The sequence below is a fragment of the Roseomonas sp. USHLN139 genome (assembly GCF_037145735.1).
Classification (GTDB): Bacteria; Pseudomonadota; Alphaproteobacteria; order Acetobacterales; family Acetobacteraceae; genus Pseudoroseomonas.
On the sequence record NZ_JBBCWY010000015.1, the window covers coordinates 1 to 25,494 of the forward strand.

Annotated in this window: 21 protein-coding genes; 15 read left to right on the forward strand and 6 right to left on the reverse strand. The window is 72.9% G+C overall.

From position 1 onward, the window contains the following. From WFI16_RS24535 to WFI16_RS24555, 5 genes are all read left to right on the forward strand, one after another. A partial coding sequence (locus WFI16_RS24535) for a hybrid sensor histidine kinase/response regulator (protein WP_419900493.1) occupies nucleotides 1-2,108 on the forward strand: 2,108 nt, incomplete at its 5' end. A 48-nt stretch (nucleotides 2,109-2,156) separates the two neighbouring features. Further along, nucleotides 2,157-2,690: a chemotaxis protein CheW gene (locus tag WFI16_RS24540; protein WP_442970738.1), complete on the forward strand. Its 534-nt coding sequence runs from the start codon at nucleotides 2,157-2,159 to the stop codon at nucleotides 2,688-2,690. A gap of 13 nt (nucleotides 2,691-2,703) precedes the next feature. Then, nucleotides 2,704-3,096, forward strand: a complete 393-nt coding sequence (locus tag WFI16_RS24545; protein WP_419900494.1) for a response regulator — start codon at nucleotides 2,704-2,706, stop codon at nucleotides 3,094-3,096. Between the two features lie 338 nt (nucleotides 3,097-3,434). Next, nucleotides 3,435-4,868 carry a chemotaxis protein CheB gene (locus WFI16_RS24550; RefSeq protein ID WP_419900495.1) on the forward strand — a complete coding sequence of 478 codons (1,434 nt, stop codon included), beginning with the start codon at nucleotides 3,435-3,437 and terminating at the stop codon, nucleotides 4,866-4,868. Next, nucleotides 4,865-5,677: a CheR family methyltransferase gene (locus tag WFI16_RS24555; RefSeq protein ID WP_419900496.1), complete on the forward strand. Its 813-nt coding sequence runs from the start codon at nucleotides 4,865-4,867 to the stop codon at nucleotides 5,675-5,677. Before WFI16_RS24550 ends, WFI16_RS24555 begins: the two co-directional genes overlap by 4 nt. A 90-nt stretch (nucleotides 5,678-5,767) precedes the next feature. Here the strand turns inward: WFI16_RS24555 and ctrA are convergent, their stop codons facing one another. Further along, on the reverse strand, nucleotides 5,768-6,514 hold the full coding sequence (ctrA, locus tag WFI16_RS24560; RefSeq protein ID WP_419900497.1) for a response regulator transcription factor CtrA: 747 nt from the start codon (nucleotides 6,512-6,514) through the stop codon (nucleotides 5,768-5,770). Between the two features lie 311 nt (nucleotides 6,515-6,825). On the opposite strand from ctrA, the gene WFI16_RS24565 reads away from it, so the two are divergent. From WFI16_RS24565 to WFI16_RS24580, 4 genes are all read left to right on the forward strand, one after another. Beyond that, nucleotides 6,826-7,590, forward strand: a complete 765-nt coding sequence (locus WFI16_RS24565) for an SDR family NAD(P)-dependent oxidoreductase (protein WP_419900498.1) — start codon at nucleotides 6,826-6,828, stop codon at nucleotides 7,588-7,590. 101 nt (nucleotides 7,591-7,691) lie between these two features. Further along, on the forward strand, nucleotides 7,692-8,978 hold the full coding sequence (gene hisD / locus WFI16_RS24570; RefSeq protein WP_419900499.1) for a histidinol dehydrogenase: 1,287 nt from the start codon (nucleotides 7,692-7,694) through the stop codon (nucleotides 8,976-8,978). Beyond that, nucleotides 8,956-10,032: a LacI family DNA-binding transcriptional regulator gene (locus tag WFI16_RS24575; protein WP_419900500.1), complete on the forward strand. Its 1,077-nt coding sequence runs from the start codon at nucleotides 8,956-8,958 to the stop codon at nucleotides 10,030-10,032. The genes hisD and WFI16_RS24575 overlap by 23 nt, the downstream gene beginning before the upstream one ends. A gap of 102 nt (nucleotides 10,033-10,134) precedes the next feature. After that, nucleotides 10,135-12,240 (forward strand): methyl-accepting chemotaxis protein, encoded by a 2,106-nt coding sequence (locus WFI16_RS24580; protein ID WP_419900501.1) that lies wholly within the window; start codon nucleotides 10,135-10,137, stop codon nucleotides 12,238-12,240. A 64-nt stretch (nucleotides 12,241-12,304) separates the two neighbouring features. On the opposite strand, the gene WFI16_RS24585 is transcribed toward WFI16_RS24580, so the two are convergent. From WFI16_RS24585 to purM, 5 genes are all read right to left on the reverse strand, one after another. After that, nucleotides 12,305-13,690, reverse strand: coding sequence for a GntP family permease (locus WFI16_RS24585; protein WP_419900502.1), 1,386 nt, complete (start codon nucleotides 13,688-13,690; stop codon nucleotides 12,305-12,307). Nucleotides 13,691-13,831: 141 nt separating this feature from the next. After that, entirely contained in the window at nucleotides 13,832-14,773 is a 942-nt protein-coding gene (locus WFI16_RS24590) for a 3-hydroxyacyl-CoA dehydrogenase (RefSeq protein ID WP_419900503.1), read from the reverse strand. Further along, nucleotides 14,758-15,831, reverse strand: a complete 1,074-nt coding sequence (locus WFI16_RS24595) for a LacI family DNA-binding transcriptional regulator (RefSeq protein WP_419900504.1) — start codon at nucleotides 15,829-15,831, stop codon at nucleotides 14,758-14,760. The genes WFI16_RS24590 and WFI16_RS24595 overlap by 16 nt, the downstream gene beginning before the upstream one ends. A 167-nt stretch (nucleotides 15,832-15,998) precedes the next feature. Continuing rightward, nucleotides 15,999-16,658 (reverse strand): phosphoribosylglycinamide formyltransferase, encoded by a 660-nt coding sequence (gene purN / locus WFI16_RS24600; RefSeq protein ID WP_419900505.1) that lies wholly within the window; start codon nucleotides 16,656-16,658, stop codon nucleotides 15,999-16,001. Then, entirely contained in the window at nucleotides 16,655-17,725 is a 1,071-nt protein-coding gene (gene purM / locus WFI16_RS24605) for a phosphoribosylformylglycinamidine cyclo-ligase (protein WP_419900506.1), read from the reverse strand. The genes purN and purM overlap by 4 nt, the downstream gene beginning before the upstream one ends. 111 nt (nucleotides 17,726-17,836) lie before the next feature. Here purM and WFI16_RS24610 point away from each other — a divergent pair, with 111 nt between their 5' ends. The 6 genes from WFI16_RS24610 (at nucleotide 17,837) to WFI16_RS24635 (ending at nucleotide 25,257) form a co-directional block, all read left to right on the forward strand. After that, the gene (locus tag WFI16_RS24610) at nucleotides 17,837-18,685 is read left to right on the forward strand and encodes a hypothetical protein (protein ID WP_419900507.1); all 849 of its coding nucleotides are present in this window, start codon (nucleotides 17,837-17,839) and stop codon (nucleotides 18,683-18,685) included. Next, a complete protein-coding gene (locus WFI16_RS24615) occupies nucleotides 18,669-19,307 on the forward strand; it encodes a CDP-alcohol phosphatidyltransferase family protein (protein WP_419900508.1) in 639 nt (212 codons plus the stop codon). The genes WFI16_RS24610 and WFI16_RS24615 overlap by 17 nt, the downstream gene beginning before the upstream one ends. Beyond that, nucleotides 19,304-20,491 (forward strand): AI-2E family transporter, encoded by a 1,188-nt coding sequence (locus WFI16_RS24620; protein WP_419900509.1) that lies wholly within the window; start codon nucleotides 19,304-19,306, stop codon nucleotides 20,489-20,491. Before WFI16_RS24615 ends, WFI16_RS24620 begins: the two co-directional genes overlap by 4 nt. Nucleotides 20,492-20,513: 22 nt before the next feature. After that, nucleotides 20,514-21,239 carry an HdaA/DnaA family protein gene (locus WFI16_RS24625; RefSeq protein ID WP_419900510.1) on the forward strand — a complete coding sequence of 242 codons (726 nt, stop codon included), beginning with the start codon at nucleotides 20,514-20,516 and terminating at the stop codon, nucleotides 21,237-21,239. Nucleotides 21,240-21,248: 9 nt separating this feature from the next. After that, nucleotides 21,249-23,537, forward strand: coding sequence for an RNA degradosome polyphosphate kinase (locus WFI16_RS24630; RefSeq protein ID WP_419900511.1), 2,289 nt, complete (start codon nucleotides 21,249-21,251; stop codon nucleotides 23,535-23,537). Between the two features lie 190 nt (nucleotides 23,538-23,727). After that, nucleotides 23,728-25,257 carry a Ppx/GppA phosphatase family protein gene (locus tag WFI16_RS24635; RefSeq protein WP_442970739.1) on the forward strand — a complete coding sequence of 510 codons (1,530 nt, stop codon included), beginning with the start codon at nucleotides 23,728-23,730 and terminating at the stop codon, nucleotides 25,255-25,257. The last annotated feature ends 237 nt before the right edge of the window (nucleotides 25,258-25,494 follow it).

The following is a 25,494-nucleotide window of genomic DNA, read 5'->3' on the forward strand; positions in this document are numbered from 1 at the left end:
CCGCGGGCGGCGCCGCGCCCGCCGCCGCCGGCGGGGCCGCCGCGCCGGCCGCGGGCGGTGGCGCCGCGCCGCCGCAGACCATCCGCGTCGCGGTCGACGTGCTGGAAGACCTGATGACCCTGGTCAGCGAGCTGGTGCTGACCCGCAACCAGCTGCTGCAGCTGGTGCGCGCGCGCAGCGATGCGGCGCTGACCGTGCCGCTGCAGCGGCTGTCGCACATCACCTCCGAGCTGCAGGAGGGGGTGATGAAGACCCGCATGCAGCCGATCGGCAATGCCTGGCAGAAGCTGCCGCGCATCGTCCGCGACCTGGCCAACGAGCTCGGCAAGAAGATCGAGCTGGTGATGAAGGGCGCCGAGACCGAGCTGGACCGCCAGGTGCTGGAGCTGATCAAGGATCCGCTGACGCATATGGTGCGCAACAGCGGTGACCATGGGCTGGAGAATCCCGAGCAGCGCCGCGCGGCGGGCAAGCCCGAGATCGGGCGGATCCTGCTGAACGCCTATCACGAGGGCGGCCATATCATCATCGAGATCGGCGATGATGGCCGCGGCCTGTCGGTCGAGAAGATCAAGGCCAAGGTGCTGAGCCAGGGGCTGACCACCGAGGCCGAGCTCGCCGGGATGAGCGAGCGCGAGGTGCAGCACTTCATCTTCCGCGCCGGCTTCTCCACCGCCGCCGCCATCACCTCGGTCTCCGGCCGCGGCGTCGGCATGGATGTGGTGAAGACCAATGTCGAGAAGATCGGCGGCACCATCGACCTGCGCTCGATCGAGGGCAAGGGGACGACCTTTTTCATCAAGATCCCGCTGACGCTGGCGATCGTCTCGGCGCTGATCGTGGAAGCCGGTGGCGAGCGCTTCGCCATCCCGCAGATCGGCGTGGTCGAGCTGGTGCGCGCCGGCGGCAGCGCCGAGGGGGCGCAGATCGAGCGCATCCATGCGACGCCGGTGATGCGGCTGCGCGACCGGTTGCTGCCGCTGGTCTCGCTGTCCAACCTGCTGCAGCTGGAGACGGCGGAAGGCAAGGCCGATGAGGGCTTCGTCGTCGTCACCCAGGTCGGCGCCAATGTCTTCGGCATCATCGTCGACAAGGTCTTCGATACCGAGGAGATCGTGGTCAAGCCGGTGGCGCCGATCCTGCGCCATGTGACGATGTTCAGCGGCAACACCATCCTCGGCGATGGCAGCGTCATCATGATCCTCGACCCCAACGGCATCGCCCGCGCCACCGGCGTCGGCGCCGACGGGCCGAGCGAGGATGCGGCGCGCGGACCGGACGGGTTGCGCGGCCAGCGCTCGACCGAACGCACCGCGCTGCTGCTGTTCCGCGCCGGCGACGACACGCCGAAGGCGGTGCCGCTGGGCCTGGTGGCCCGTCTCGAGGATCTGCCGGTCGAAAGCATCGAGCATTCCGGCGGCAAGACGCTGGTGCAGTATCGCGGCAAGCTGATGCCGCTGGTGCCGATGTCGGGCAGCTGGATGCCGCCCGAGGCCGGACGCCGCCAGGCGGTGCTGGTGTTCAACGACCGCGACCGCGCCATGGGGCTGATGGTCGACAGCATCCTCGACGTGGTCGAGGCGCATCTGCTGATCGAGGGGCCGAGCGAGCTGCCCGGCTTCCTCGGCAGCGCGGTGATCGGCGGCAAGGTGACCGATGTGATGGACTGCGCCTGGTGGCTGCGCCAGGCCGGCGACGACTGGTTCCGGCCGCCCTCGATCGCGCATCTGGTCCGCCGCGTGCTGCTGGTCGAGGACAGCGCCTTCTTCCGCCACCTGCTGGTGCCCGGCCTGACCGCCTGCGGCTACGAGGTGGTGGCGGTCGACACCGGCAACCAGGCGCTGCAGCTGCGCGAGCAGGGGGCGATGTTCGACATCATCGTCTCCGACATCGAGATGCCCGATCTGGACGGCATCGGCCTGGCGCGTGCCGTGCGGTCCGAGGGGCCCTGGCGCGCGGTGCCGATGATCGCCCTGTCCGGACGGGTCGAGCCCGAGCAGGTGCGCCACGCCATGGCCGCCGGCTTCACCGACTATGTCGGAAAATCCGACCGCGATGCCTTGCTGGCGGCGCTGCAACAGCATCTGCCGGCGCCGGCCATGGCCTGACGCCATGGCGTCGGGACCGAGGCCGCAAAGCCAAGAAAGGAGAAGCCAGTGCAGAGCGAGATGCAGCCAGGCGGGGTGGCGCGACCTGGATCGGGGGGGCAGGCGGGCAGCGCGGCGGCGGCCATGGCGGCGCGCGCCGCCGGGCTCGGCGACAGCGCCGCGGAGATGTTCCTGACGCTGACGGTGGCCGGCCAGCTGTGCGGCGTGCCGGTGCTGGCGGTGCGCGACATCCTGGCCTCGCAGGCGATCACCAGGGTGCCGCTGGCGCCGCGCGAGGTGGCCGGCAGCCTCAATCTGCGCGGCCGCATCGTCACCGCCATCGACCTGCGCCGCCGCCTGGGCCTGCCCGAGCGGCCGGGCAATTCCGGCCCGCCGATGAGCGTCGTCGTCGAGCAGGCGGGCGAGCTCTATAGCCTGCTCTCCGATGCCGTGGGGGAGGTGGTGCCGCTGCCGGGCGATGGCTTCGCCGGCAATCCGCCGACCCTGGACCCGGTCTGGCGCGAGGTCTCACGCGGGGTGCACCGCCAGGACGACCGGCTGCTGATCGTGCTCGATGTCGATCGCATCCTGGCGATCGGGTGAAGGAGGGATGGTGATGGAGGTCCCGCAGACCTGCCTGGTGGTCGATGACAGCCGCGTGGTGCGCAAGGCGGCGCGCCGCATCCTGGAGCGCCATGCCTTCCAGGTCAGCGAGGCGGAGGACGGGCAGCAGGCGCTGGAATCCTGCCGTGCCAGCCTGCCGAAGCTGGTGCTGCTGGACTGGAACATGCCGGTGATGGACGGGCTCGAATTCCTCAAGGCGGCGCGCGCCGAATTCGGCCCCGACGAGCCCCTGATCATGCTCTGCACGACGGAGAGCGAATTCGACCGCATCGTCACCGCGCTGAGCGCCGGCGCGCAGGAATACATCATGAAGCCCTTCGACGATGCGATCCTGACCGGCAAGCTGGTGCAGCTCGGCCTGGTCGCCGAAGAAGCCGAGTCGTGACCCTGCCGCCGCCGGGCCGGACAATCCCCGCATCGGCCGGGGCCACCGGTGCGGCGGGGGCGCCGACGCAGGAGAGCACGGGCGCGGGTGGCGAGCCGGGCCATCCGGCGCCGTTCACGGAGTCAGGCTCTGCCAGCCTGGCCCCGGCGGGAGCCTCCCTGGAGGGTGCCGCCCTGACCCATGGCCCTGCCTCCGGCGGCGCCGCGTTCAACCTTCCCGGGGCGGGTGATGTGGGGGCCGGCATTCCGGTTGCCGCTGCCCCGTCCCCCGGCGGGCCGCCCATCGGCGCGCCGGTGACGGCGGCGATGGCGGCGTCGATGGCAACGGCGGGGCCTGCCGTGCGGGTCACGCTCTGCGACGACAGCGCCACCGTCCGTGCCGCCTATGCCCGGCTGCTGGAAAGCGACCCGGCGATCCAGGTGATCGGCCGGGCCGGCGATGGGCAGCAGGCGCTGGAGGCGATCCAGGCCCTGCCGGCCGCTGCCCGGCCGCAGGTGCTGTTGCTCGACCTGGAAATGCCGGTGATGGACGGCATCACCGCCCTGCCGCTGCTGCTGAAGCTGCAGCCGGGACTGGCGGTGATCGTGGCCAGCGCCATGACCGAGCATGGCGCCAGCGCCGCCATGGCCGCGCTGCGTGCCGGCGCGGTCGATTATGTGCCGAAGCCCAGCGCCGCCGGCGGCGGCGGGATGCAGGACACCACCTTCCGCGCCGATCTGCTGGCCAAGGTGAAGGGGTGGGCGCGGATGCGCGCGGCCCCCCGCCCGGCACCGCTGCCGCCCATTCTGCCGCCGCGCCCGGCGCGGCCGGCTGCCCCGGCCGCAGCGCCGCTTCCCGCCGCGGCCAGCCTGCCGCTCGCGATGCCACCGACAGCGGTGACGACACCGGTGACGACGGCGCCGCCGCAGGGGTCGCCCGGCCTGCCGCCGGGGGAGCTGGCACGCGGGCGCCGCGGATCTGGCCGGTCTGAATCGGGGCCGCCTGGCGCCGGCTTGTCCGGAACCGGCCTGTCGGGGACTGCCGTGTCGGGGGCTGCCCTGTCGGGAACTGCCCTGTCGGGGGCCGCCCTGTCTGGAGCTGTCCTGTCGGGCAGCCGCCTGTCGGGCACCCTGCCGATGGTGGCGCCCCCGGCCGCGCCCACCCTGATGCCGCGCCCGGCCGGGCCGCCGCGGCGGCCGCGCATCCTGGCGATCGGCTCCTCCACGGGGGGGCCCCAGGCGCTGGCCGCCTTCATCCGCCGGCTGACCACGCCGCTGCCGGTGCCGATCGTCGTGGTGCAGCACATGCCCGTCGGCTTCACCAGCATGCTGGCCGACCATCTTTCGCGCCTGGGCGGCCCGCCCGCTGCGGAGGCCGCCGACGGGCAGGCCCTGCAGGCCGGCCGGCTCTACGTGGCGCCGGGCGACCGGCACCTGCTGGTAGAGAAGGCGGGCGGCGTGCTGACCGCGCGGCTGACGACCGACCCGCCGGAGAATTTCTGCCGCCCGGCGGTGGATCCGATGCTGCGCAGCGTGGTCGCCGCCTGCGAGGGCGCGGTGCTGGCAGTGATCCTGACCGGCATGGGCCAGGACGGCATGCTCGGCTGCAGGGCGGTGGCGGCGGCGGGTGGCACCGTCTTCGCCCAGGACGAGGCGTCCAGCGTCGTCTGGGGCATGCCGGGGGCAGTGGCCAAGGCCGGCCTGGCCCAGGCGCTGCTGCCGCCCGAGCAATTGGCGGAGAAGGTCTTGACGCAATTCGGCGCGGCGGGCCTGGCCGCCGGAGGAATGGCATGAACGCGGATAGCTTTGCCTCGATCGCGGCGCTGGTGAAGGCGCGCTCCGGCATCGTGCTGACGCCGGACAAGGAATACATGCTGGACACGCGGCTGGCGCCCATCCTGAAGCAGGAGGGGATCGTCAACATGGACGCGCTGGCCATCCGGCTGCGTGACGCCCGGGCCGAGGCGCTGGCCCGCACCGTCACGGAGGCGCTGACCACCAACGAGAGCAGCTTCTTCCGCGACGGCAAGCCCTTCGACCATCTGAAGCGGCTGCTGCCCAAGCTGCAGGCGGCGCGGCCGCCCGGCCAGCGCCTGCGCATCTGGTCGGCCGCCTGCTCGACCGGGCAGGAGGCCTATTCCATCGCCATGGTGCTGCGCGAGCTGGGCATCAAGGATGCTGAGATCTTCGGCAGCGACCTGTCGCGGGAGGTGGTGGACCGCGCCCGCGACGGCGTCTTCACCCAGTTCGAGGTGCAGCGTGGCCTGCCGGTGCAGATGCTGGTGAAATACTTCCGGCAGGAGAGCGGCAAGTGGCGCGCCTCGCCGGAGCTGCGCGGCATGGCCCGCTTCGAGGAGCGCAACCTGCTGGGCGACCACAAGGTGCTGGGCCGGTTCGATGTGATCTTCTGCCGCAATGTGCTGATCTATTTCGACCCGCCGACCAAGGGCAAGGTGATGAACGCGCTGGCGGCCCAGCTGGCGCCCGATGGCGTGCTCTATCTCGGCGGCGCCGAGACCGTGCTGGGCCTGACCGAGCGGCTGGTCCCCATCACCGGCGAGCGCGGGGCCTATGTCCTGCCGGAGAACCGCAGCCTGATGTGAGGCAGGCGGCTTCCGCTGCCGCCGCCATGGCCGATGCCCGGCAGACCGACGCCGCCCCGCCCTGGGGAGCCCAGGGCGGGGCGTCCCCCCTCAGGCCGCGACCTGCGGCTGGTTGGGCGTGGCGGCCGGCGGCATCTCGGCCACCGGGAAGCGGGTGCCCAGATTGGCCGGGTCGCGCAGCACATAGCCGCGGCCCCAGACGGTGCCGATCAGGTCGCCGGCGCCGGCCTGGGCCAGCTTCTTGCGCAGCTTGCAGATGAAGACATCGATGATCTTGGCCTCGGGCTCGTCGATGCCGCCATAGAGGTGGTTGAGGAAGACCTCCTTGGTCAGCACCAGGCCCTTGCGCAGGGTCAGCAGCTCCAGGATGGCGTATTCCTTGCCGGTCAGGTGCACCTCGCGGTCGGCGACGCGGACGTCGCGCGAGCCCAGGTTCAGCGTCAGCGGCCCGACCGAGAGGGTGGGCTGGCTGAAGCCCTTGGCGCGGCGGATGATGGCCTGCAGCCGCGCCATCAGCTCCTGCTGGTCGAAGGGCTTGGTGATGAAGTCGTCGGCGCCCATGCCGAAGGCCTTCACCTTGGCCTGCGGCCGCGACAGGCCCGAGAGCACCAGCACCGGCGTCTCCACCCGGTTGCCGCGCAACCGGCGCACCACCTCATACCCCTCCATGTCCGGCAGCATGATGTCGAGGATGATGATGTCGTAATCATAGAGGCCGGCGAGCTCGAGCGCTTCCTCGCCGGTGCCGGCGGTGTCGGCGATCATCGAGGACGCCTTCAGCATCATCGAAATGCCCCGCGCGGTGGTGAGGTCGTCTTCAACCAGGAGTACGCGCATCTCTTGGGTTCCCACAATCTGGACGCGCATTTCCTACCACCTATGCGCGAGGTCAGGAAAGGTTTTTCGCTTTTGAAACGTATTAATAATGGAGACATTGTTTAAAAAAAAGAGAAACAAGGTGCCCGGAAGGCGGAAGGAGACGGCCGCCGGCTGCGATATTTTTGAGATTTCAAGATTTTGGCGAGGTTTCGGTGGCCGCTGCCACGCGCTGCAACCGGAGGGCGAGTCTGCTGCCGTGCTGGCGCGCGGTAGCCGGCCGCGCGCATCCGGGCATACTGGCGGCACAACCGAAGCGGGAGACCAGGATCATGCAACTGCCGAAGACCCCCTCGATGCGGCTGGAAGGCCGCCGCGCGCTGGTCACCGGCGCCGGCCGCGGCATCGGCCTGGCCGCCGCCGCGGCGCTGGCCGAGGCTGGCGCGCATGTCGCGCTCGCCGCCCGCGGCGCGGCCGAGATCGAGGCCGCCGCCGCCGCCATCCGCGCGGCCGGCGGCAGCGCCGAGGCGCTGCCCCTCGATGCCAGCGACCCGGCGGCGGTGGCCGAGGCGCTGGCCGCCCGCGCGCCCTTCGACATCCTGGTCAACAATGCCGGCACCAACCGCCCGGCGCCCTTCCTCGAGGTCGCGCCCGAGGACTACGACGCCGTCATGGCGCTGAACGTGCGTGGCGCCTTCTTCCTCGCCCAGGCGGTGGCGCGGCGGCTGGTGGCGGCCGGGCAGGGCGGCTCGATCATCCAGCTGTCGTCGCAGATGGGCCATGTCGGCGGGCCGCGGCGCAGCGTCTATTGCGCCAGCAAGCACGCCATGGAAGGCATGACCAAGGCGATGGCGATCGAGCTCGGCCCGCACCGCATCCGGGTCAACACGCTCTGCCCGACCTTCATCGAGACGCCGCTGACCCGCCCCTTCTTCGAGGATGCCGCCTTCCGCGACTGGGTGCTGGGCAAGATCAAGCTCGGCCGCGTCGGCCAGGTCGAGGATCTGATGGGCGCGGTGGTCTTCCTGGCCTCCGATGCCTCGGCGCTGATGACCGGCAGCGCGCTGATGGTCGATGGGGGCTGGACCGCCGAATAGCCGGCGCGCCCTTTCCGGAGCGTGATTGCATACGGATGCAAAAGCCCTTGCATCCGTATGCAAGCGGGGGCAGCCTGCGGCCACTCAGGAGGAGACAAGCCATGATCCGCTATCTGAAGAAGGGCGCCGAGGCGGCCGAGACCGCCGAATACGACCGCAAGGTCCGCCAGACCGTCGAAGGCATCCTGGCCGACGTCGAATCCCGGGGCGACGCCGCCGTCCGCGAATTGTCGGAAAAGTTCGACAAGTGGACGCCGGCGAGCTTCCGCCTCTCGGCCGCGCAGATCCAGGAACTGGTCGACAGCCTGCCGGCGCAGGTGATCGAGGACATCAGGTTTGCCCAGGCGCAGATCCGCCGCTTCGCCGAGGTGCAGCGCGCCTCGATGCAGGATGTCGAGGTCGAGACGCTGCCCGGCGTGACGCTCGGCCACAAGCACATCCCCGTCGAGAGCGTCGGCTGCTACATCCCCGGCGGCCGCTATCCGATGGTGGCCAGCGCGCATATGTCGGTCCTCACCGCCAAGGTCGCCGGCGTGCCGCGCGTCATCGCCTGCACGCCGCCGCTGAACGGCGTGGCCCCGGCGGCGACGGTCGCCGCCATGCACATGGCCGGCGCCGACGAGATCTACCTGCTGGGTGGCATCCAGGCGGTCGCCGCGATGGCGATCGGCACCGAGACGATCAAGCCGGTCGACATGCTGGTCGGCCCCGGCAATGCCTTCGTCGCCGAGGCCAAGCGCCAGCTCTATGGCCGCGTCGGCATCGACCTCTTCGCCGGCCCGACCGAGACGCTGGTGATCGCCGACGACACCGTGGATGTGGAGATCTGCGCCACCGACCTGCTGGGCCAGGCCGAGCACGGCCCGACCTCGCCCGCCGTGCTGCTGACGACGTCGCAGAAGATCGCCGAGGGCATCGAGGCGGAGATCCAGCGCCAGCTCGCCGTGCTGCCCACCGCCGACATCGCTTCCGTCGCCTGGCGCGACCATGGCCAGGTGATCCTCTGCGACACCGACGAGGAGATGCTGCAGGTGGCGGACGATATCGCCTCCGAGCATGTGCAGGTGATGACGCGCGACCCGCGCTGGTTCCGCGACAACATGCGCAACTACGGCGCGCTGTTCCTTGGCCCGGAGACCAATGTGGCCTATGGCGACAAGGTGATCGGCACCAACCACACCCTGCCCACCAAGAAGGCCGCGCGCTACACCGGCGGGCTCTGGGTCGGCAAGTTCATCAAGACCTGCACCTGGCAGGAGGTGAAGCCGGAGGCGAGCGCCATGGTCGGCGAATACTGCTCGCGCCTCTGCGCCATCGAGAACTTCGCCGGGCACAAGGAGCAGGCGGACATCCGCGTGCGGCGCTATGGCGGCAAGAACGCCGCCTGAGGCGGCAGGGGCCGGGACGGCCTCCGCCGGGACGGATCCGGGCAGCGACGCCCCGGCCGTCCTGCCGGGCGGCGCCGTCACGGCGCGCGCCCTGGCGCGGCGGCTCGGCGTGTCGCAGTCGATGATCTCGCGCGCCTTCAGCCCCGGCGCCTCGATCGCGCCGGCGATGCGGGCGCGCATCCTGGCGGCGGCGGAGGCGCTGGGCTACCGGCCGAATTTCATCGCCGCCTCGCTGTCGCGCCGCCGCTCCAGCCTGGTCGGGCTGGTGATGGGCGAGCTGTCCAACCCCTTCTACCCGGCGGTGCTGGAACAGTTCTCCCAGGCGCTGCAGGCGGCCGGCTTCCAGACGCTGCTGTTCACCGTGCCGCCGGGGCAGGAGGCGGATGCCGCCCTGCCGCTGCTGCGGCAATACCATGTGGACGCGGTGGTGGTGACCTCGGCCAGCCTGTCCTCGGCCGGCGCCGCGCATTGGCGGGGCGACGGCCGCAGCGCGCTGCTGTTCAACCGCGCCGGCGATGGCCCCACCCCGCTCGACAGCATCGCCTGCGACAATGTGGGCGGCGGGCGGCTGGCGGCCGAGGCGCTGCTGGCGCGCGGCCGCCAGCGCCCCGCCTTCGTCGCCGGCCGCGCCGACACCTCGACCAGCCGCGAGCGCGAGGCCGGCTTCTTCGCCGTCTTCGCCGAGCGCGGCCTGGCGCCGCCGCGCCGCATCGAGGCCGGCGAATACAGCTATGCCGCCGGCCATCGCGCGGCGCTGGCGGCGGGCGACACGGACGGGCTGTTCTTCGCCAACGACATCCTGGCGCTCGGCGGGCTGGACGCGCTGCGCCACGGGCGCGGCCGCCGGGTGCCGGAGGAGGTCTCGGTGATCGGCTTCGACGACATCCCGATGGCCGCCTGGCCGGCCTATGAGCTGGCCACCCTGCGCCAGCCGGTGGCGGCGATGGTGGCGGCGAGCGTCGCGCTGCTGCGCGCCCGCCTGTCCGGCCAGGCCGGGCCGGAGCCGCACCGCCAGCGGCTGCCGGCCGAGCTGCTGCGCCGCGCCTCGCTCTGAGCCTGCGGCCCGGCGGGCTACATCCTTTTTCCATCATGATGGGCGGATGCTGGGCGGCCCGTGCCGCCGCCCGCGCCGGGGACCTCGCCCGGAGTCCACCGCATGCTCAACCGACTTCCGCTGCGCGCCACCCTCTATAGCATCATCGGCCTGCTGGTGGCCCTGGTGCTGACCCAGGCCCTGCTGGGCGCGGGCCGGGCCTGGCAGCTCCACGAGCATGCGAAACGGGCGCGGCAGGCCAATGCGACGGCCGACCTGCTGCTGGCCGCCGCGGCCGGCTGGGCGGCCGAGCGCGGCGGCACCGCCATGGCGCTGGGGGCCGAGGCGCCGGCGGCGGCCGAGCGCCGCGCCGGGCTGGAGCAGCAGCGCCGCGCGGCCGATGCCGCCGCGGCCCAGGCCCGGGCCCTGCTCGGCCCGCTCGCGGAGGGACGGTCGGCCGATCCCACCATGGCGCGCCACGCGGCGGCCATGGCGCGGGCCGAGGCAGCGGTGGCGGCGCTGCGCCAGCGCGCCGACACCGCCCTGGCGCAGCCCCGCGCGGCGCGCGACGCCCGCCTGCCGGAGGCGTGGTGGAACGGCATCAGCGGGCTGATCGAGGCCTCCCAGGCCTTGCGCCTTGCGCAGCAGGCCGGCGCCGACGGCATCGAGGCGCGGCTGGCGGCGCTGCAGGATCTCAAGCATTTCGCCTGGCTGGCCACCGAGTATCTGGGGCGCGAGCGCGGCACCATGGCCGGCGTGCTGGCGCGCGGCGCGCCGGTCCCGATGCCGCTGCTGGAGGAGCTGGCGGCGTATCGCGGCCGGGTGGAGACCGCCTGGGGCATGATCGAGGTGGCGCTGGAGCATGAGGCCAGCGCGCCGCTGGCGGGCGCGGCCGAGGCGGCGCGGCAGCGCCTGTCCGGTCCCTTCCAGCAGATGCGGCGGGCGGTCTATGCCGCCGGCACCGCCGGCCAGCCCTATCCCGTCACCGGCGAGCAATGGTGGCAGGAAGCCACGGCCGTGATCGACCCGCTGCGCGCGCTGAGCACCGCGGCCGGGGCGGAGGCGGCGGCGCTGGCCGAGGCGGCCTCGGCCGCGGCGGCCCTGACCTCGGCGCTCTGCCTCGCCGGGCTGGTGCTGGCGGTGGCGATCGGGCTCGGCGCCTGGTGGCTGGTGTCGCGCCGCGTCTCGCGCCCCCTGCTGGCGATGACGGCGGCGATGCGGCGGCTGACCGAGCGCGATTTCACCGCCCCGATCCCCGGCCGGGAGCGCCGCGATGAGATCGGCGCCATGGCCGCCGCGGTGCAGGTGTTCCGCGACAGCATGATGGAGGGCGACCGCCTGGCCACGGCGCAGCGGGCCCGGCAGGCGGAGACGGCGGCCCGTGCCGCGCGGGTCGAGGCGCTGGCGCAGGGCTTCGAGCGCGATGCCGGCCAGCTGGTGGCGATGCTGGCCTCGGCGGCGACCGAGCTGCAGGGCACCGCCCAGGCGATGCGCCAGGGGGCCAGCCAGGCCGATGGGCGGGCCGGGGCGGTCGCCACCTCGGCCGCCGAGGCGAGCGCCAATGTGGAGACGGTGGCGGCGGCGGCGGAACAGCTGGCGGCCTCGGTGGCCGAGATCGCCCGGCAGGTGCAGCGCTCCACCACGGTCGCCTCCCGCGCGGCGGGCGATGCGCAGCGCACCGATGCCACGGTGCGCGCCCTCTCGGCCGCGGCGCAGCGCATCGGCGACGTGGTCGGGCTGATCACCAGCATCGCCGGCCAGACCAACCTGCTGGCGCTGAATGCGACGATCGAGGCGGCGCGGGCGGGGGAGGCGGGCAAGGGCTTCGCCGTGGTCGCCTCCGAGGTCAAGAACCTGGCCGGCCAGACCGCCCGGGCGACCGAGGAGATCGCCGCGCAGATCGGCCAGATCCAGCAGGTGACGCAGGAGGCGGTGCAGGCCATCCAGGGCATCGCCGGCACCATTGGCGAGGTCAGCCAGATCACCGACGCCATCGCCGCCGCGGTGGAGGAGCAGGGTGTGGCGACGCGCGAGATCGTCCGCAACGTGCAGCAGGCGGCCGATGGCACCGGCGCCGTCACCCGGCATGTGCGGGAGGTGTCGCAGCTGGTGGGCGAGACCGGCGGCGCCGCGCAGGACGTGCTGGGCGCCGCCGGCGAGCTGTCGCGCCAGTCGGAGACGCTGCGCCGCCAGGTGGCGGATTTCCTCTCCGGCCTGCAGGCGGCCTGAGGCTGCGGCGCAGGGGCGGCGGGCAGGGAGGCGTCGGCGCGGGAGGGCCCCGCGCCGCGCCGGGTCAGAAGGCGCCGAAGCTGGCGCCCAACGCGATCACCGCGACCAGCGCGCAGAGCGGGATCAGCAGGTTCACCACGAAGATATCCCCGTAGGAGGATTTGTGGGTGAGCCCGGTGATGGTCAGCAGCGAGATCACCGCGCCATTGTGCGGCAGCGAGTCGAAGCCGCCCGAGGAGATGGTGGCGATGCGGTGCAGCAGCTCCGGGCTGATGCCGAGCGCATTCGCCCGCTCCAGATAGGTGGCGCCCAGCGTGTCGAGCGCGATCGACAACCCTCCCGAGGCCGAGCCGGTGATGCCGGCCAGCGCATTGACCGCGATGGCCAGCGAGATGGTGGGCGTGTCCGGCGCGATGCCGACCACGAAGTCGCGCACCAGCACGAAGGCGGCCAGCGAGGCGATGACGGCGCCGTAGCCGACCTCGCTCGCCGTGTTGAAGATGGGCAGCATGGAGCCCATCGTGCCCTCGTTCAGCGTCTTCTGCGCATCGCGCAGATGGCGGCGCTGCAGCACCAGCACGGTGAGGATGGCGCCGACCAGCGCGACGATCAGCGCCCAGGTGCCGATCACCGCCGAGGGCTGGACATTGCCGTAGAGCTGCTGCGCCAGGTAGCCGAGATCGAGGCTCGGGAAGACGACCAGCGAGAACAGCGCGTTCAGCCCGATCACCACGATGATCGGCAGCATGGCCAGCACGAAGCCCGGGCGCTCGCCCTCGGCGAATTGCGGCAGGTTCTCCTGGTGGTCGCCATAGCCCTCGCCGCTGGCCTGGGCGCGGCGGGCGCGCAGCTGCAGCCAGGCCAGGCCGCCGAACAGCATGATGCAGCCGGCGATGATGCCGAGGCCGGGGGCGGCGAAGGTGGTGGTGCCGAAGAAGCGCGTCGGGATGGCGTTCTGGATCGCCGGCGTGCCGGGGAAGGCGGTCATGGTGAAGGTGAAGGAGCCGAGCGCGATGGAGGCCGCGATCAGCCGCTTCGGCACCTTCGCCTCGCGGAACAGCGCCGCGGCGATCGGGTAGATGGCGAAGGCCACGACGAAGAGCGAGACGCCGCCATAGGTCAGCACGCCGCAGGCCAGCGTCACCGCCGCGATGGCGTGCTTCGCGCCCAGCCGCTGCACGATGGTCTGCGCGATGGTGGTGGAGGAGCCGCTATCGGCCATCAGCTTCCCGAAGATCGCGCCGAGCAGGAAGATCGGGAAGAACAGCACGACATAGCGGCCGAGGCTGGTCATGAAGACCTGGGTATAGGTCGCCAGCAGCGGCCCGCCCTGCGCCATCACCACCGCGAAGGCGGCCATGATGGGGGCGAGATAGAGCACGCTGTAGCCGCGATAGGCGAAATACATCAGCCCGGCGAGCGAGAGGATGATGGCCAAAGTGCCGATCAAGAGGATTTCTCCTGGCTGGAGGACAGGTCGCTGAAGAAGGGGCCACCGCGTCCGGGCGGCTGGCGGGGCTGGGGCAAGGATGAGGAGTCGGGGCAGGGACAGGGGCGCGGCGCGGCGGTCAGGCCGGCGCCGCGCGGCGCGTCACTTCGGCTGGTCGCGCAGATGCGCCACCAGCGCCATCAGCCGCCGGTTGCGCCAGTCGGTGCGCGCCTGCAGCTGGTCCGCCGGCAGGGTCTCGCGCCGCTCCGCCTCGGCGCGCGCGATGGCCTCGGCCGACCAGGGCTGCGGGTCGCGGCGCGACAGCGCGATGCGGTGGTAGAGCGGGGCGAGGCGGGCCGAGTAGTCGGCGATGCCGCCCGGCGCGTTCAGGTCGATGGTCTCGAACGGCCCCATGAAGGCCCAGCGCAGGCCGAGCCCCTCGGAGACGGTGCGGTCGATATCGGCGGCCGAGGCGAGGCCCGCCTCGTACAGCGCCCAGGCCTCGTTCAGCAGCGCGCCCTGCAGGCGGTTGAGGATGAAGCCCTCGATCTCGCCCTTCACCTCGATCGGCGCCTGGCCCCAGCCTTCCATGGCGGCGCGCAGCACGGGGATGATGCCGGCATCGGTCCAGGGCGCGGGCACCAGCTCGACCAGCGGCACCAGATGCGGCGGGTTGACCGGATGCGCGACCAGGAAGCGGCTGCGCTTCGCCAGCCCCTCGGTGAAGGCCGAGGCCGGGATGCCGGAGGAGGAGGAGCCGACGATGGCATCCGCGCGCATCGCCGCGTCGATCTGGGCGCAGGCGGCCTGCTTCACCTCGACCCGCTCGAGCACCGATTCCTGGATGTAGTCGGCATCGGCCACCGCCTCCTCCAGGCTGTGGCAGAGGGTGATGCGGGCCAGGATCGGCGCCGCCTCGCCGACCAGCCCGGCCGCCTGCATGTCGGCCAGCATGCTGCCGAGGCGCTGCAGGGCCTGGGCGCGGATCGCCTCGCTGGCGTCGTAGAGGCGCACCGCCGCGCCGCCGCGGGCGAAGACGATGGCCCAGCCGGAGCCGACCAGCCCGGCGCCGACCACGGCGACATTCTTCAGGGTGTGGGACATTGCGCTTCCTCCAGCGTCTTGGGGATGGTGGCGACGGTGCTGCCGCGGGTGACCAGCGTCCCGGGCAGCCGCGTCAGGGCAGGGGGGGGCGGCATGCCGGCCAGCACCGGCGCCAGCCAGTCGAGGGTCGCCCGCAGCATGGCCTCCAGCGGCTGGCGCAGCGTGGTCAGCGCGTGCGAGGGCCAGGCCGCCATCGGGATGTCGTCGAAGCCGGCGATCAGCAGGTCCTGCGGCACGCGCAGGCCCAAGCGGTGCCGCGCCGTCTCCAGCGCGCCGAGCGCCAGGATGTCGCTGGCGCAGAGCAGCGCGTCCGGCGCCGCTGACCCCCGCAGCAGGGCGAGCGCCGCCGCCTGCCCGGCCTCGTAGCTGAAGGCCCCCGCCGGGTGCTCGCGCGGCGCGATCCCCCGCTCGGCGCAGACCGACAGGAAGCCGGCGCGGCGCTCGGCCTGGGTGGAGCTGTCCTCCAGCCCGCCGATGAAGGCCGGGCGGCGGGCGCCCTGCTCCAGCAGGTGCCGGGTCAGCGCCGCGGCGCCGGCCTGGTTGTCGCAGACGATGCTGGTGGCCGCCGCCGGCGCGGCCGGGAAGCGGTTCAGGTAGAGCAGCGGCGTGCCGGCGGCGGCGCAGGCCTCGGCGCCGGCGCCGCTCAGCGTGGTGGCCAGCAGGATGACGCATTCCGGCTGGTAGGAGAGCAGCAGCCGCAGCGCCGCCATCTCGCCGCCCGCCTTTCCGCTGTCCGCCTGGCCGCTCCCGGTGACCAGCATCATGTTGCAGCCAACCTGCTGCAGCGCCTCGCCCAGCCGCGCCAGGGCGTCGGGATAGAAGGGGTTGTGCAGGTCGGAGACCACCACGCCGACGATGCGGGTGTGGCGGGTGATCATGCCGCGGGCCAGGGCATTGGGCTGGTAGCCCAGCGCGGCGGCGCGGCCGAGCACCAGGGCGCGGGTCTCGGCGGCGATCGCCGCGCCCTCGTGGAAGGCGCGGGCGACGGTGGCGACCGACATGCCCAGCTCGCGCGCCAGGTCCTTGATGGTGATGCGGGGGACGGGCCTAGCCGGCATCGTCCCCCCGCGCGTGATGGTGCATGGCGTTCCCTCCGGCGCGGATCCTGTGCCGGATCCTGCTGCCGTTGAGAACGTTCTCGGAGCCGCGCCGCCGCGTCAATCCATGGACGCTGACGATGCCGTGAAGGCGGTCGGAAAAGCGGCGGCGGCGGTGCCCCGGCGGCTCAGCAGCCGGGGTTGCGCAGCGCCGAGGCGGTCGGCGCGGGCGGCGCCGCGATCACCGCGCGGCCGTCGCGCAGCGTCACCTGGCCGGCCGCCACCCAGGCCAGCGCCGCCGGGTAGAGGCGGTGCTCCTGTTCCAGCACGCGGGCGGCGAGGCTGGCCTCGTCATCGCCCGCCAGGATCGGCACGGCGGCCTGGGCCAGGATCGGGCCCTCATCCACGCCGGGGGTGACCAGGTGGACGCTGCAGCCATGCAGCTTCACCCCGGCGGCGAGCGCCCGCGCATGGGTGTCGAGCCCGGGGAAGGCCGGCAGCAGGGAAGGGTGGATGTTCAGCATCCGCCCGGCCCAGGCGCTGGTGAAGCCCTCGGTCAGCACCCGCATGAAGCCGGCCAGCGCGATCAGCTCGACCCCGTGCCGGTCGAGCTCGGCGGTCATCGCCGCCTCGAAGCCGGCCCGGTCCTTCCCATAGGGGCGGGATTCCACCACCGCGGTCGGGATGCCGGCCTCGGCCGCGCGGGCGAGGCCGCCCGCATCGGCGCGGTTGGCCAGCACCAGCACGATCTCCGCCGGGTAGGCGGGGTCGGCGGCGGCGGCGAGCAGGGCCGCCATGTTGCTGCCCCGCCCGCTGATCAGGATGGCGGTGCGCCGCCGCGCGGTCATGCCGCCGGCCAGCGCGGCGTCAGGTTGTCGATCCGCACCTCGGCCGCGGCGCCCTCGGCGCCCGCCTCGATCCGGCCGAGGGTGAAGACGGTCTCGCCCTGCTGGGTCAGCAGGGCGGTGGCGGCCTCGACGTCCTCGGCCTTGACCACGACGCACATGCCGATGCCGCAGTTGAAGACGCGCAGCATCTCCTCCGGGACGACGTTGCCGGCCTGCGCCAGCCAGGCGAAGACCGGCGGCAGGGTCCAGGCCTGGGCATCGAGCACCGCGACCGTGCCCTTGGGCAGCACGCGCGGCAGGTTGCCCGGCAGGCCGCCGCCGGTGATGTGGGCGGCCGCCTTGACCAGCCCGGCGCGGTGCGCGGCCAGCACCGACTTCACATAGATGCGGGTCGGCGCCAGCAGCGCCTGGCCGAGGGTCTGGCCGGCGGCAAACGGGGCCGGCGTCGCGACGCCCTGGTTGGTCGCGGCCAGGATGCGGCGGACCAGCGAGAAGCCATTGGAATGCACGCCCGAGGCGGCGAGGCCCAGCACCACGTCGCCCGGCCCGACATCGGGCTTCGGCAGCAGCCCGTCGCGCTCGGCGGCGCCGACCGAGAAGCCGGCCAGGTCGTAATCGTCCTTGGCATACATGCCCGGCATCTCGGCCGTCTCACCGCCGACCAGGGCGCAGCCGGCCTGGCGGCAGCCCTCGGCGATGCCGGCGACGACGGCGCGGGCCTGCTCCAGCTGCAGCTTGCCGGTGGCGAAATAGTCGAGGAAGAACAGCGGCTCGGCGCCCTGGACGACCAGGTCGTTGACGCACATGGCAACCAGGTCGATGCCCACCGCGTCATGCATCTGGCTGTCGATCGCCAGGCGCAGCTTGGTGCCGACGCCATCCGTCGAGGAGACCAGCACCGGGTCGGTGTAGCCGGCGGCCTTCAGGTCGAACAGCGCGCCGAAGCCGCCGAGCGAGCCCATGGTGCCGCTGCGGTCGGTGGCGCGCGCCAGCGGCTTGATGGCATCCACGAGGGCGTCGCCGGTTTCGATGTCAACGCCGGCGTCGCGGTAGGTCAGACTGGTCATCAGGGGGCCCGATCGGCTATGCGCAAAAGGCCCGGAAGGAGTGAATTCGCTATGCCGGGCTTCCAAGGGGGCGGAATGCAACATTTTCGGCGTCTGGCCGCAACCTTTGTCATGGGGGGTCTGCTCTGCGGCGCCACCCTGCCAGGGAGCGCCGCGGCCCAGAGCCTGGCCGGCAGCGGCACGGAAGCCTCTGCCTCCGCCGGGTCTGACGCCTATACGCAGCGCGGCGTCCCGGCCGAGGCCACCGCCGAGAACGCGGTGATCGCCCGCACCAAGGCGCTCGCCCAGGCGCAGCGCACCGCCTATGAGCGGATGGCCGAAAGCCTCGGCCTGCCGCGCGGCCTGTCCGATTCCCAGATCGATTCCATGGTCTCCTCGATCATCGTCGAGGAGGAGCGCAGCACCCGCACCGGCTATTCCGGCCGGCTCACGGTGAATTTCAATCCGGGCCGCGCCGGCGGGCCGGGCCGGGCCACGGCCCAGGCCGGTGGCTATGGCGGCGGTTCGGGGGGCGGCTCGGGCAGCCTGGCCTCCCCTGGCGCCACGGGCGACGCGGCGCCGCCGATCGTGCCGCCGGCGCTCAGCCTGCCGGCCGCCGGCTATATCGAGGCGCAGACCCGCTTCGCCGGGCTGCGCGACTGGCTCGACCTGCGCCGCCGGCTGCTGGCCAATCCGGAGATCGCCTCGGTCGACATCCTGGCCATCGCCGTGGACGGCGCCCGGCTGCGCCTCGGCCTGCGCCACACGCCGGAGCTCGCCATGCAGGCGCTGCCGGCCGCCGGCCTGACGCTGCAGCCGCCGGCGCCCACCGCCGCGCCGGGTGCCGCGCCCGGCATGACGCCGGGTCTGGCGCCGCCGGTCCGCTACGGCGCCCAGCCGGCCGCCGCGCCCGCCGCGGCCAGCCAGGGCGCGGGCCAGGGCGCCGCTCCCTGGCAACTCGGCCTTGCCGGCCGGATCTGACCGGCCGGACCAGGACCCCGCCGCGCCGGCCGCCCCGCCGGGGGCGGCGGGCGGCCACGCGCCTGCCTTCACGGCGGGCGCCTTCACCCTGCCGAACCTGATCACGCTGGCCCGGCTCTGCGCCGTGCCGGCCAATATCTGGCTGATCATCCACGGCCGCTTCGACCTGTCCTGCGTGGTCTTCCTGGCCGCCGGCATCTCGGACGCCATCGACGGCTGGCTGGCGCGGCGCCAGGGCAGCCAGTCGCGGCTGGGCGCCTTCCTCGACCCGCTGGCCGACAAGGCGCTGCTGATCACCACCTATGTCGCGCTCGCCTGGGCCGCCGTGCTGCCGGACTGGCTGGCCATCATGGTGGTGTTCCGCGACCTGCTGATCATGGGCGGCGTCACCCTGCTCAGCCTGCTCGGCGCGCCGCCGCGCATCCAGCCCCTCCGGATCTCGAAGGCCAATACCGTGGCGCAGATCGCCCTCGCTGCCCTCGCCCTTCTCCTGCAGGGCTTCTTTCCGGCGCCCGGGCCGGTGGCCATCTTCGCGCTGCAGGCGCTGGTGCTGCTGGTCGCCGCGACCACCCTGCTCTCCGGCCTCGCCTATCTGGTGCCACGGCTGGGGATGAAGCTGTGAAGGGGTCGCCGCCCGCCGGCCTGGCCGTGGCGCCGCCCCGGCCCCTGCCGGATCCGGCGCCGCCGCCCCGCCCGATCGCCGAGCCGCCGCGCCAGCCCGGCCCCCGCACCGCGACGCGCGGCCAGCGGCTGGCCCTCGTGCTCGGGCTGACGGCCGCGGTGCTGTTCCTGGTCTGGCTGTTCTCGGCGATCCTGACGCCCTTCGTGCTGGCGCTGTGCATCGCCTATTTCCTCGACCCGGTGGCGACGCGGCTGGCGCGGCTCGGCCTGCCGCGCGGGCTCGGCGCGCTGCTGCTGGTGGCCGGGCTGATGGCGCTAGCGCTGATTGCGTTGCTGCTGCTCTACCCGCTGATCATCGCCCAGGTCGGCACCCTGCTGGCGCGGCTGCCGAGCTATGCGACGGGCATCGCCGCCGCCATCCAGGAGGGCCTGGCCGGGCTCGAGGAACGGCTCGGGCCGGAGGTCTTCGACACCCGGCTGCGCGACCTCGCCGTCAGCCAGATCGGCGCCATCCTCGCCTTCCTCGGCACCGCGGCGACCCGGCTGATCGGCGGCGGCTATGCGCTGTTCTCGGTTTTCACCCTGGTGGTGGTGACGCCGGTGGTCGCCTTCTACCTGCTGCGCGACTGGCCGCGCATCATGCTGCGGATGGAGAGCTGGCTGCCGCGCCGCTCGGCGGGGACGCTGCGGACGCTGGCGCGCGATGCCGACCGGGTGCTCTCGGCCTGGCTGCGCGGCCAGCTGCTGTGCTGCGCGCTGCTCGCCGCCTATTACGCCATCGGCCTCTCGGCGGTCGGGCTGGAGCTCGGGCTGATGGTCGGCATCGCCTCCGGCCTGCTCTCCTTCATCCCCTATGTCGGCTCGATGACCGGGCTGGCCACCGCGCTGCTGCTGGCCATGGGGCAGTTCGGCACCTTCAACGGCGTCGGCCTGGTGCTGGCGATCTTCGTCACCGGCCAGGTGGTGGAGGGCTATATCATCTATCCGCGCCTGCTCGGCGACCGGGTCGAGCTGCACGCCGTCTGGGTCATTTTCGCCCTCTTCGCTGGCGGCGTGGCCTTCGGCTTCCTGGGCGTGCTGCTGGCCGTGCCGATGGCGGCGGCGCTCGGCGTGCTGGCGCGCTACTGGCTGCGGCGGTATCTCGAGAGCCCGCTCTACCTCGACCCGCCGCGCACGGGTCTCTGAAGCCCGGCCCGGGACGCGCGCCGTGACCCCGCCCGGCCGCCAGCTGGCCCTGCCGCTCGATCTGCCGGTGCTCTATCGCGGCGAGGTGCTGGCCGATCCCTCGAATGCCGAGGCCCTGGCCTGGCTGGCCCGCATCGAGGGCTGGCCGGTCGGCCGGCTGGCGATCTTCGGGCCGGAGGGGGTGGGCAAGTCGCATCTGCTGCGGCTGACCGCCGCCCGCCATGGCTGGCGGGTGCTGGAGGGGCCGGCGCTGCGCGGCGTGCCGGAACCGGCGGCCACCGTGCTGGACGATGCCGATGGCTTCGCCGAGGAGGCGGCGCTGTTCCACCTGATCAATGCCTGCGCCGCCCAGCGCCTGCCGCTGCTGCTGGCCGGGCGCCACCCGCCGGCGCGCTGGCCGGTCACCCTGCCGGACCTGGCCAGCCGGCTGCGCGCGACCGCCGCGGTCGGCATCGGCGAGCCCTCCGACCGGCTGCTGGCGACGCTGCTGGCGCGGCACTTCGCCGAGCGCCAGCTGCGCGTGCCGGAGGCGGTGCAGGAATGGCTGCTGGCGCGGCTGCCGCGCGAGGCCGGGGCGATCGCCGCCGCCGCCGCCCGGCTCGACCATGCGGCGCTGGCCGCCGGCGGCGCGGTGACCCGCGGCCTGGCCCGCGCGGCGCTGGCCGACTGGCCGGGCTTCGAGCCGGTTGATGACGTTTCCATGGAAACTGGCGCGAGTCCCTCGCTGTCGGCGCTGCCCTTGCTGTAGGCTGGCGGCATGGACGCCGCCGACGCAACTGCCCCCGCCGCCCCCCCTGCCGCGCTCTCCAGCGAGACCGCCGGCCGGTCGCCCGCCGCCCCGGTGGCGTCGAACACGCCCGCCCCGGCGGCGCCGGGTGGACCCGCGCCGGTGGCGCCGAATGGGCCGGAGCGCTTCATCAACCGCGAGCTCTCCTGGCTCGACTTCAATGCGCGGGTGCTGGAGGAGGCGGCCAATGCCCGCCACCCGCTGCTGGAGCGGCTGCGCTTCGTCGCCATCTCCGCCTCCAACCTCGACGAGTTCTACTCGGTGCGCGTCGCCGGGCTGGTCGGGCAGGAGCGCGCCGGCATCACCCCCTCCTCGCCGGACGGGCTGACGCCGGGGCAGCAGCTGACCGCGATCCATGCCCGCGCCGCGGCGCTGACCGAGGAGCAGCAATCGACCTGGCGCGACCTGCGCCGGCTGCTCTCCGAGGCCGGGGTCAGCGTCTGCCCGGTGGAGGAGCTGACGGCGGCCGACCGTGCCTGGCTGGAGACCTGGTTCCTCGAGCGCGTCTTCCCGGTGCTGACGCCGCTGGCGGTCGACCCGGCGCATCCCTTCCCCTTCATCAGCAACCTGGCGCTCTGCATGGTGCTGAAGCTGGTGCGCGAGGAGGATGGCGGCACCATGCGCGCGCTGCTGCCGCTGCCCAGCCAGATCGAGCGCTTCATCCGCCTGCCGCCGGCCGAGGACGCGCCGCAGATCACCCCCGGCACCGGCCCGATCCGCTTCGTGCTGCTGGAGGATCTGATCACCCTCTGCCTGCCGCGCCTGTTCCCCGGCTACATCAATGCCGAGCAGGGGCTGTTCCGGCTGATCCGCGACACCGATGTCGAGTTCGAGGAGGAGGCGGAGGATCTGGTCCGCTCCTATGAGAGCGCGCTGAAGCGCCGCCGCCGCGGCCGCGCCATCCAGCTGACCGTCGATGCCCGCATGGCGCCCGACCTGGTCGATTTCGTCGTCGAGGAGCTGGACGCCCCGCGTGCGGAAATCTTCGTCGCCGACGGGCTGCTCGGCATGGCCGACCTGAAGCAGCTGATCGTCGACGACCGCCCCGACCTGCTGTTCACGCCCTACACGCCGCGCTTCCCGGAGCGGATCCTGGATTTCGGCGGCGACTGCTTCGCCGCCATCCGCGCCAAGGACATCCTGGTCCACCACCCCTATGAATCCTTCGACGTGGTGGTGCAGTTCCTGCGCCAGGCGGTGCGCGACCCCAGCGTCGTCGCCATCAAGCAGACGCTCTACCGCACCTCGCGCGACAGCCCGATCGCCCGCGCGCTGATCGAGGCGGCCGAGCTGGGCAAGTCGGTCACCGCCATGGTGGAGCTGAAGGCCCGCTTCGACGAGGAGCGCAACATCGCCCTCGCGCGCGAGCTGGAGGCCGCCGGCGTGCAGGTGGTCTATGGCTTCGTCGACCTGAAGACCCACGCCAAGATGTCGCTGGTGGTCCGGCGCGAGGGGGGGACGCTCCGCTCCTACGCGCATTTCGGCACCGGCAACTACCACCCGATCACCGCGCGCATCTACACCGACCTCAGCTTCTTCACCGCCGACCCGGCGCTGACCCGCGACGCGCAGAAGCTGTTCAACTACATGACCGGCTATGCCCGGCCGGAGACGATGGAGCGGCTGGCCTTCTCGCCGCTGACCATCCGCCCGGCGATCCTCGGCCTGATCGAGCAGGAGATCGGCCACGCCGCCGAGGGCAAGCCGGCCGGCATCTGGCTGAAGATGAACAGCCTGGTCGATGAGCAGCTGATCGACGCGCTCTACCGCGCCAGCGAGGCGGGGGTGAAGGTCGACTGCGTCATCCGCGGCATCTGCCGGCTGCGCCCGGGCGTGCCGGGGCTGTCGACCAACATCCGGGTGAAGTCGATTGTCGGCCGCTTCCTCGAGCATTCCCGCGTGCTGGTCTTCGGCAATGGCCACCGCCTGCCGTCGCGCCGCGCCCGCGTCTATATCAGCAGCGCCGACTGGATGGCGCGCAACATGGACTGGCGCGTCGAGACCATGGTGCCGGTGGAGAATCCGACGGTGCATGCGCAGATCCTCGACCAGATCATGGCGGTGAACCTGAAGGACACCGCCCAGTCCTGGCAGCTGCATGCCGATGGCACCTGGCGCCGCCTGGCGCCGGGCGCGCATCCGGTCTCGGCGCATGAATACTTCATGACAAATCCGTCGCTCTCGGGCCGTGGCAGCGCGCTGCAGCATGTCGCGGCGCGCACGGCGCGGCGGCGCCAGGACCGGGTCACCCAGGATTGAAGCGGCTTCGGCCAAGGGTTTCGCCGCCGGCTCCGCCAGGGCCGCGGCCGGCTTTCGCGGCCTGAATCGCCGGAGCGCCCCCGGCGAAGGGCGGCGGGCGCCCCGCGATCCCGCGCATCGGGGTCGGAACTCGGCGCGACCGGTGCTATGGGGGCGCTCGACCTGTCCCCGCCGCCGAGGAACCCCCTGCTTGGACCGTCCTGACAGCCCCGCCCGCGCCGATACCCTCGCCGAGCCAGGCACAGTGCCCCGGCGCGCGGGTATCGTCGATCTCGGTTCCAACTCGGTGCGGCTGGTCATCTATGAGGGGCGCGGCCGCAACCCGCTGGCGATCTTCAACGAGAAGGCGGTGCTGGGCCTCGGCCGCGGCCTGCAGACCACCGGCCGGCTGAACGAGGAGGCGGTGCCGCAGGCGCTGACCGTGCTCGAGCGCTACCACGCCGTGGCCCGCGCCATGGGCGCCAATCCGCTGGAGGTGCTGGCCACCGCCGCCGTGCGCGACGCCGAGAACGGCCCGGCCTTCGCCGCCGCGCTCGGCGAGCGCATGCCGGGCGTGCCGATCCGCATCCTCGACGGCGACGAGGAAGCCGCCTTCTCCGCCGATGGCGTGCTGCTGGGCTTCCCGCAGGCCGACGGCATCCTGGGCGATCTCGGCGGCGGCTCGCTGGAGCTGGTCGAGCTGACCCAGGGCCGCGCCGCCGCCAGCGCCTCGCTGCAGATCGGCGCCATCCGCCTGGCCGACCGCTCGAACAACGACATCGGCCGCGCCCGCGGCATCGCCGAGCAGGAGCTGGGCCGGCTGCCCTGGCTGGCGCATGGCAAGGACCGCGACCTCTACCTGGTCGGCGGCGCCTGGCGGGCGCTGGCCAAGATCCACATCGCCCAGACCGCCTATCCGCTGTCGATCGTCCACCACTACGTGCTGCGCCGTGAGGAGGCACGCGACCTCTGCGGCGTGGTGATGGCGGCGACCCGGCGCACGCTGGAGCGGCTGCCCGGCGCCCCGTCGAAGCGGCTGCAGGACCTGCCCTTCGCCGCCGCCGTGCTGCGCCGCCTGCTGCGCGCTACCGGCGCCCGCCGCGTGGTGTTCAGCGCCAACGGGTTGCGCGAGGGCTGGTACGCCCGGCTGCTGGCCCCCGAGGTGCGCCGCGAGGACCCGCTGCTGGCCGCCGGCCGCGAGATGGCCGGCCGCTACGGCCGCGACAACGAGCTGCCCGACGCGCTCTCGGCCTGGACCGCGCCGCTCTTCCCCGGCGAGGCGCCCTCCGCCCGGGCGCTGCGCCAGGCGGCCTGCTGGCTGTCCGACATCGGCAGCCACGACCACCCCGACTACCGCGCCGAGCAGTCCTTCCTGCGCGTCCTCCGCCAGCCTGGCATCGGCCTGGACCACCACGAGCGCGCCTTCCTGGCCCTGGCCGTGGCGCTGCGCTACGAGCCCGAGCTGGACGCGCCGTGGCTGGCCGCCGCGCGGGTGCTGCTGGACGCGCCGGCGCTGCGCCGGGCCGAGGTGCTCGGGGCCGCCCTGCGCCTGGCTTATACGCTCTCCGGCGGCACGCCCGAACTGCTGCGCAGCACCACCCTGGTCATGCAGCCGGACCGCCTGGTGCTGCGCCTGGTCGAGGGCGGCGGCACCTTCGCCGGCGACAGCGTCCAACGCCGGGTCGAGGCGCTGGCCGCGACTCTGGGGCTTCTGGCTGTCGTGGAGATCGAGGCGGGGTGACAGGGAAGGGCAGGGGGAAGGTCGGGGGAATGAATTCCCCCGAACCCCCTTCTTTTTTCTGATAACCGGCCGTGGCGTGACCGGCGCTTCAACGGCACCGTCGCGCGGGCATCATGGCGGGACGCCGATGTCATAAAAAACAGCGCGACCTTGAAGGTCGCGCTGTGCATTGGTCGTGGCGCGTACTGTCGCCACCTGGACATGGCAATCTGACAGAAAAAAGAAGGGGTCCAGGGG